The 1,730-nt window shown below is 50.2% G+C and carries 1 protein-coding gene; it reads left to right on the plus strand.

The features are described 5' to 3' along the window. Positions 1–1,730 (plus strand): FG-GAP repeat domain-containing protein (locus tag ACYPWY_RS16170; RefSeq protein ID WP_459686577.1); only part of this gene is annotated, 1,730 nt, incomplete at both ends.

The raw sequence follows: 1,730 nt of genomic DNA on the forward strand, positions 1-1,730 counted from the left end.
ACAAGAAATTGCGCTTTCGCTCACAGAGCGGTTTTTATGGACAGGTGAAGGTTACCTACAAGATTACCTGCTCGAATGATGGAACTTCCGCCCAGGGCGACGCCTACATTAATGTGGGAGACAAGCCCGACTTTATTGACGATGCCGAATGTACTGTGCCTTCGTCGCCTTTTGTGTGGGATATTGGACTGAAAAAGCAATCGCTACCGGTCCATTACCTGTCAACTCCTTTTACCGGCGATTTGGACGGCGATGGATCGATAGAGGTAGTCATACCAGCCAAACAATCAACAGGAAATAATAGTGACAGTATGTATGTTTTTAATGCTGATCTGAGCTTGAAATATTCTTTCGCCATAACCAATACTGCCGGAACTGCAATAGATGGCCTGAGCAATTACTTTGGGCATCCTTATGCTATAGCCAATGTGGATCACGACGACGACGGCGAAATACTTGTAACGACTCGTGAGAGAAAGCTCCGTTGTTATACACAGGATGGTACGCTCAAATGGGTCTCGAATGACGGAGCAGGCAATGAAGTAGCTTGTTCGAGTGAAGCGGGAATGACGCCGGTTACAGCCGATATAGACGGCGATGGCGAGGTAGAGATACTTGCCGGCGACTGCATTTTTGATGGAAGTACAGGCCTCTTACTGGTAACATTGCCCGGCGGAACTACCCCGAATGGTTATGCGTATGGACGAGGCCGCCGATCTCAGGGTGGCGCTTTAGCCTTTTATCCGGTAATAGCCGATATAGATGGCGATGGCGTGCAGGAAGTAGTTGCAGGGAACACCACCTACAAAGTAACGGTAAACCGCAGCAATCCGGCCCTGAGTACCGCAACAGTGCTAGCCTATGTCGAACAAGTGGATGGGATGACCTCGGTGGCCGATATGGATGGAGACGGGATACTGGATGTAGTGGTCTCTCAGGCTCATCAAGCGACAGGAACAGCAGGTGGAACTATCCCTGGTGCAACCATATATTGCTGGCAGGGGAACACCGGAGCAATGATAGGCGCTCCGATAAATACGGGTACGCCCTCCGGTTCCCGCGCCTTTATCGGAGATATTGACGGTAATGGAATACCCGATATTTGTTTCACAACCAATAGCCGTATGTGGGCCTATACTTACGACAGCGGGGCAAGTGCGCTGGTATCCTTATGGACAGGTAAAACCACCTCCGATACATCCGGCGCTACCACCATGTCGATGTTCGACTTTGACCTCAACGGCGAGGTGGAACTGATTTACCGCGATGAAACCCATATCCGGATATTGGATAAGGATGGAAATAATGTAAAAGACCAATTAGGCAACGATGCGATATTCGGGTGTGCTTCGGCAACGCATAGCGAATACCCTATTGTGGTAGATTTGGATGGAGATGGTCATGCCGAAATTCTTGTTTCGGGGGCTGTTAACGGTGAAAATAGAACTACTCAAGTCAGATTGTTAGTTTATGGCAGTGTAACTCCCAACACTTGGGCGCCTGCCCGTCAGGTATGGAATGCGCACGGCTACAATCCGCTGAATATCAACGACGACCTGAGCGTTCCGGCGCATCCGATGTCGCCCGCTACCATTATCGCCCGTTCGGACGGAAGCATCCATAGGCCCTTCAACAGCTTCCTGCAGCAGGCAGGCAACCTGAATACCGAGGGCGAAAACCTGAACCTCTCGCCCGACCTGAGCTTCCAGATTGGTAAGAATCAAAAATTA

The organism is Viscerimonas tarda, from assembly GCF_054601255.1.